Source organism: Azonexus sp. (assembly GCF_036170495.1).
GTDB lineage: Bacteria > Pseudomonadota > Gammaproteobacteria > Burkholderiales > Rhodocyclaceae > Azonexus.
In genome coordinates this window covers 1-5,930 of the sequence record NZ_JAVHPH010000082.1, presented here as the reverse complement: position 1 = coordinate 5,930, position 5,930 = coordinate 1, and the positions used below count along the sequence as shown (strand labels likewise).

7 protein-coding genes are annotated in these 5,930 nt (G+C 59.0%); 3 read left to right on the top strand and 4 right to left on the bottom strand.

Annotated features, from left to right (window positions below; translation table 11 throughout):
• The 3 genes from ADADOO_RS02745 to ADADOO_RS02735 form a co-directional block, all read left to right on the top strand.
• A partial coding sequence (locus ADADOO_RS02745; RefSeq protein WP_511274813.1) for a MutS-related protein occupies nt 1-1,032 on the top strand: 1,032 nt, incomplete at its 5' end.
• A 47-nt stretch (nt 1,033-1,079) separates the two neighbouring features.
• Nucleotides 1,080-1,985, top strand: coding sequence for a hypothetical protein (locus ADADOO_RS02740; RefSeq protein ID WP_511274811.1), 906 nt, complete (start codon nt 1,080-1,082; stop codon nt 1,983-1,985).
• Between the two features lie 62 nt (nt 1,986-2,047).
• Entirely contained in the window at nt 2,048-3,187 is a 1,140-nt protein-coding gene (locus tag ADADOO_RS02735; protein ID WP_511274810.1) for an ABC transporter substrate-binding protein, read from the top strand.
• 84 nt (nt 3,188-3,271) lie between these two features.
• Here the strand turns inward: ADADOO_RS02735 and ADADOO_RS02730 are convergent, their stop codons facing one another.
• The 4 genes from ADADOO_RS02730 to eno form a co-directional block, all read right to left on the bottom strand.
• Nucleotides 3,272-3,772 (bottom strand): FKBP-type peptidyl-prolyl cis-trans isomerase, encoded by a 501-nt coding sequence (locus tag ADADOO_RS02730; protein WP_511274808.1) that lies wholly within the window; start codon nt 3,770-3,772, stop codon nt 3,272-3,274.
• On the bottom strand, nt 3,769-4,239 hold the full coding sequence (locus tag ADADOO_RS02725; RefSeq protein ID WP_511274815.1) for a peroxiredoxin: 471 nt from the start codon (nt 4,237-4,239) through the stop codon (nt 3,769-3,771). Before ADADOO_RS02725 ends, ADADOO_RS02730 begins: the two co-directional genes overlap by 4 nt.
• 99 nt (nt 4,240-4,338) lie before the next feature.
• A complete protein-coding gene (ftsB, locus tag ADADOO_RS02720; protein WP_511274807.1) occupies nt 4,339-4,623 on the bottom strand; it encodes a cell division protein FtsB in 285 nt (94 codons plus the stop codon).
• A gap of 6 nt (nt 4,624-4,629) precedes the next feature.
• The gene (eno, locus tag ADADOO_RS02715) at nt 4,630-5,913 is read right to left on the bottom strand and encodes a phosphopyruvate hydratase (RefSeq protein WP_511274805.1); all 1,284 of its coding nucleotides are present in this window, start codon (nt 5,911-5,913) and stop codon (nt 4,630-4,632) included.
• Nucleotides 5,914-5,930: the final 17 nt, after the last annotated feature.

Below are 5,930 nucleotides of genomic sequence, written 5' to 3'. Positions count from 1 at the left end.
CGCGCGCTGGCCCGCGAAAAGCTGCTCTACGAAGCCATTCTCGACGAACTGCAACCAGTCATTCCGACGCTGCAAATCATCGCCGGCGCCGTCGCCCATCTTGACCTGCTGGCCGGCTTCGCCGAAACCGCCCTCAAGCGCAACTGGTGCAAGCCCGAATTTGCCGAAGAAATCGGGTTGACCGTGGAAGGTGGCCGCCATCCGGTGGTCGAGGGCGAACTGGCCAACAATGCCGAAACCTTCATCGCCAACGACTGCCTGCTCGCCGAAAACCGCCGCCTGCTGCTCATCACCGGCCCGAACATGGGCGGTAAATCGACCTACATGCGGCAGGTCGCGCTGATCGCCCTGCTCGCCCACATCGGCTGCTACACGCCGGCCGACCGCTGCGTGCTCGGCCCGCTCGACCGCATTTTCACCCGCATCGGCGCCTCCGACGATCTGGCTTCCGGGCGTTCGACCTTCATGGTCGAAATGACCGAAGCTGCCGCCATCCTGCACCACGCCACAGCCAACAGCCTCGTCCTGATGGACGAAATCGGCCGCGGCACGTCCACGTTTGACGGCATGGCCTTGGCCTTCGCCATCCTCCGTCACCTGATCGACAAGAATCGCTGCCTGACGCTGTTTGCCACCCACTACTTCGAGATGACCCGGCTGTCGCACGAATACACGGAACTGGCCAACGTCCATCTCGGCGCCGTCGAACACAACGACCGCATCGTCTTCATGCACGCCGTTGAAGAAGGCCCGGCCAACCAGAGCTACGGGATTCAGGTCGCCGCGCTGGCCGGCATCCCCACGGCCGTCGTCCGCGCTGCCCGCAAGCAACTGCGCGAATTCGAGCAACGCGCCACGGTCGACCCGCTGCAACCCGACCTTTTCGCCCAGGATTTTTCGCCAGAAACGCCCGAGCCAGCCGAACCGGAACCGCATCCGGCCCTCGACCACCTCGCCGCCATTGACCCGGACAGCCTGACACCACGCGAGGCGCTCGATGCGCTCTATGCATTGAAGGGTTTGCTCCGGTGAAGCGCTTTCACCCCATTTCCACGGTCAACCGGAAATTTTGGCCAAAATTGAAATGGGCTCTGCTGTTGATCGGCGCGATGACCCAGGCCCATGCCGATGTCTGGCGTTTTGCCGTGATCGGCGACACGCCCTATTCCGACTACGAACGGGCCGAATTGCCCAAAATGCTCGGAGCCATCGCCAACAGCCAGGTCGAATTCGTCGCCCACATCGGCGACATCAAGTCCGGCAAGGATCGCTGCGACGACAGCCTTTTCGCTGATCGTCATGACGTCTTCAACGCCTCACGCGTACCCTTCGTTTTTGTCCCCGGTGACAACGAGTGGTCCGATTGCGACCGTGTTTCAAACGGCGGGTACGACCCGCTGGAGCGTCTGAACAAGCTGCGCGCCCTGTTCTGGCACGATGGCCTGTCCCTTGGCCAGAAAACAATGACGCTTGAGCGACAGCCTGGCAACTATCCGGAACACACCCGCTTCCGGCTTGGCCCGGTATTGTTCGTGACGCTCAACCTGCCAGGCGGTAACAACAACTGGGGGATGACCGGCCAACCGAGTCCGGAATTTCTGGACCGCAATCCGGTGGTCATCGACTGGCTCAAGGAAAACTTCGCACTCGCCCGGCGCGACAACCTGACCGGTATCGTCCTGCTCTTCCAGGCCGACCCGAGCTTCGCCCATTTCAACCAGGGCTTTGGCCATCACGGCTATCGCGATTTTCTGGAATTGCTACAACACGAAACAGCCCAGTTCGCCGGGTATGTAGTCGCCATCCATGGCGACTCGCATATCAGCCGGATAGACCACCCGCTGCGCGACAAGCAAGGCCGGCCGCAAAGCAATTTCGTGCGCGTCGAAACCTTCGGCTATCCGATCATGGGCTGGACGCGCGGCGTCATCGACACCGACAATCCGGCGCTTTTTCGCTTCGAAACGCACCCCTGGAAGCAATGATTTTCCCCCGTGCATCGACAAGCCCGACGCTTCGCACTATTGTTCCAACTCAATAATTTCGGATGTCTATCGTGCTCAAACGTCTAGGCTTTAGCGCTTTCCTGTCACTAATCGTTCTCGGCACCCCGGCCCATGCTTCAGAAATCATACTGGGGCAAGTCGCGCCATTCTCCGGACCGCTCGCCCCGACCGGAACCGCCTACCGAGTGGGGATCAACCTCTACATCGAATCGACCAATGCCAGCGGCGGCATCCTCGGCAACCACCTCAAACTGGTCTCGACGGACGACAAATACAAGACCGAAGAAACCGTCAAGCTGGCCCGCGACATGATCCGTGACAAAAAGCCGCTAGCCCTCATCGGCATCGTCGGCACAGGCAACGTCGGCGCCCTGCTCAAGGAAAAAGTGCTCGAGGAAAGCGACATACCGCTGATTGGCGTGCGCACCGGCGCCGCTGCGCTGGTCAATTCAGGCAACCCCCATCTTTTCTTCACACGGGCGAGCTATGCCGACGAGATCACCAAAATCGTCGAACTTTATTCATTGACGGGAAACAGCCGCTTTGCGGTGTTCTACCAGAATGACGGCTTCGGCCAGGACGGCCTGGCCAGCGCCGAAAAGATTATTGCCCAATTCGAAGGGCAGATCGTCGCCAAAGGCAGCTACGAGAAAAACACCACCAACGTGGCAGAGGCCGTCAAAAACATCGCCGCCGCATCGCCTCAGACCGTGATCATGGTCTCTAATACGGCAGCCAGCGCCGAGTTCGTGAAACAAATGCGGGCCGCCGGCAATGTATCGCAACTCACCACGCTGTCGACCACCGACGGCCCGCAAGTCGTTGCCAAGATTGGAGCCGACCTCGCCAAGGGCCTGGCCATTACCCAGGTCGTTCCCGCCCCCAACAACCTCAGCGTCCCGTTGATCAAGGAAATCCAGGCGGCCCACAAGCGCTTCTCAACGCCAGATACGCCGCTCAACCACACCCTGATCGAAGGCTACCTCGCCGCCAAGATTCTCGGAGAAGGCATCCGCAAGGCGGGCCCAAATCCGACGCGCAAACAATTGCGCGAGGCACTCAAATCATTCCGGGCACTCGATCTCGGCGGCGTTTCCGTCAACTACCCCGGGACATCACAAGCCGGCGTCCAGTTTGTCGATATCACGATCCTCGATCGCGCCGGCAAGTTGCTGCGCTAAACAGCCGAATCAGCCGCAACACAAGCAAAAAGCCCGCTTTACAGCGGGCTTTTTGCTACGGTCGACCGGAAAAATGGCCAAAAATCAGTGGCAAGCTTCCTCGTCATCATCACCACCATGGACATGGCCGTGCTCAATCTCTTCGGCGCTGGCCGGGCGAATTGCCGTCACCGTACAGGTAAAAATCAGCGCCATGCCGGCCAGCGGATGATTGCCGTCGAGAACGACCTTGTCATCGGCAATTTCGGTGACGCGATAGATCACGAAGTCATCCTCGCCGCCCTCTTCCGGGCCGCCTTCGAACTGCATGCCAACTTCGAGTTCCTTCGGGAAATCCTTACGCGGCTCGATCTGAACCATCTCGGCATCGTATTCACCGAAAGCTTCGTCCGGCTGCAGCTTGACCTTGATCGACTCGCCGACCTTCTTGCCCTGCAGGGCCTCTTCGATCAGCGGGAAAATGTCATCGTAACCACCATGCAGGTAGACCAGCGGCTCGCGGCCTTCATCGACCACTTCGCCATCGGGATCGGTGACGTGGTAATCGAGGGTGATAACGGAATTCTTGGCAACCTGCATATTCATGAATTAAGTTCCTTGACCAGGCGCAGCACTTCCAGTGCATGGCCCTTGTAATTGACGTTGTAAAGCGCGTGGCGAATGATACCGCGACGATCGATGATAAAGGTGGAGCGGCAAACCCCGAATTTCCTGTGACCATCCACTTCTTTGGCCTGCCAGACACCGTATTGCTTGCAGACGGCGCCTTCCGTATCCGACAACAGTTCGATGCCGATACCTTCCTTGTCGCGAAATTCAGCATGCTTCATGCAGTCGTCACGACTGACACCGAATAGCACGCAATTCTGATCGAGGAACTCGTCCTCGTGATCGGAGAAATCGGTTACTTCCTTGGTACAACAGGGCGTTCCATCCTTCGGGTAGAAGAAAATAACGATGTGTTTCTGCCCCTCAAACTTCGCCAGATCGATAGTCTCCATATCGGCATCCGGCAACGAAAAAGAGGGAGCCTTTTCGCCAACCTTGAGCAGCATGTTGTTCTCCTTGAGCGCTCTGCGTGGGGCACTGCTGAGAACGATTCTAACGGAGGCAAATGCGGGTGACTACTGCGGTCGACGCCTTTATTTCGCTTATTTTCCGGGAACCTTTTCTGGAATCTGCACAAAGGTTTCATCCTGCCGGACCATACCCAGCTCGAAGCGGGCCCGTTCCTCGATGGCATCGTAGCCCTGCTTCAGATCGCGGACCTCGGCGTCGAGGCCCGCGTTCCTGATTTCCAGCTTTTGGGTCACTTCCTTCTGCTGCTGCAATTGACGGTCGTATTCCCAGACCTTCAGCCAGCCGCCCTTGCCCACCCACAGCGGAAACTGGAGCAGGCCGATGGCTACGAGAAGGCCGACCGTCAGCCAGCGCATGCGTGATTAGCGCAGGTTGTAGAAGGTTTCGCGGCCCGGATAGGAAGCGGTATCGCCCAGATCTTCCTCGATACGGATAAGCTGGTTGTACTTGGCGATACGGTCGGAACGGGACAGCGAACCGGTCTTGATCTGGCCGGCATTGAGGCCGACGGCGATGTCGGCGATGGTGCTGTCTTCGGTCTCCCCGGAGCGATGCGAAATCACTGCGGTGTAACCGGCGCGCTTGGCCATCTCGACAGCGGCAAAGGTTTCAGACAGCGTACCGATCTGGTTGATCTTGACCAGAATGGAGTTGCCGATGCCCTTCTTGATGCCTTCCTTGAAGATCTTGGTGTTGGTGACGAAGATGTCGTCGCCAACGATCTGCACGGTTTTACCTAGACGATCGGTGAGCAGCTTCCAGCCGTCCCAGTCGGCTTCGGACATGCCGTCTTCGATGGACACGATCGGGAACTGGTCGGCCAGATTCGCCAGGTAGTCGACGAACTGGGCCGAGGTCAATTGCAGACCTTCGCCCGCCAGGTGGTACTTGCCATCCTTGTAGAACTCCGAAGCAGCACAGTCGAGCGCCAGCAGGACGTCCTTGCCCGGCACGTAACCGGCGGCCTCAATGGCCTGCATGATGATCTGCAGCGCTTCAGCATGGCTGCCCAGATTCGGGGCGAAACCGCCTTCGTCGCCGACGGCGGTCGAGTGGCCCTTCTTGTCGAGCAGCTTCTTCAGCGCGTGGAAGATTTCGGCACCGCAGCGCAGGGCTTCGCGGAAGGTCGAGGCACCAACCGGCATAACCATGAATTCCTGGATGTCGAGGCTATTGTTGGCGTGTTCGCCGCCGTTGATGATATTCATCATCGGCACCGGCATCTGCATCGGACCCATGCCGCCGAAATAGCGGTAGAGCGGCAGACCGGACTCTTCGGCAGCGGCCTTGGCGACGGCCATCGACACGGCGAGGATGGCGTTGGCACCGAGGCGCGACTTGTTGTCGGTGCCGTCGAGATCGATCATGGTCTGATCGATGAAGGCCTGCTCCTGCGCATCAAGGCCGATGATCGCCTCGGAAATCTCGGTATTGACGTTTTCGACTGCCTGCATGACGCCCTTGCCAAGGTAGCGCCCTTTGTCACCGTCGCGCAGCTCGATCGCTTCGCGCGAACCGGTCGAGGCGCCAGACGGAACAGCTGCGCGCCCCATGACGCCGGACTCGAGCAGAACATCCGCTTCGACCGTGGGGTTACCACGGGAGTCGAGAATTTCACGGGCTACCACATCAACGATTGAACTCATATTTCTTCCTTATTATC

Excerpts from the sequence above, each read along its gene's own strand:
- ADADOO_RS02735 (WP_511274810.1), top strand. The coding sequence starts at position 2,048 with ATGTCTATCGTGCTCAAACGTCTAGGCTTTAGCGCTTTCCTGTCACTA.
- ADADOO_RS02730 (WP_511274808.1), bottom strand. The coding sequence starts at position 3,772 with ATGAATATGCAGGTTGCCAAGAATTCCGTTATCACCCTCGATTACCAC.
- ftsB (WP_511274807.1), bottom strand. The coding sequence starts at position 4,623 with ATGCGCTGGCTGACGGTCGGCCTTCTCGTAGCCATCGGCCTGCTCCAG.
- eno (WP_511274805.1), bottom strand. The coding sequence starts at position 5,913 with ATGAGTTCAATCGTTGATGTGGTAGCCCGTGAAATTCTCGACTCCCGT.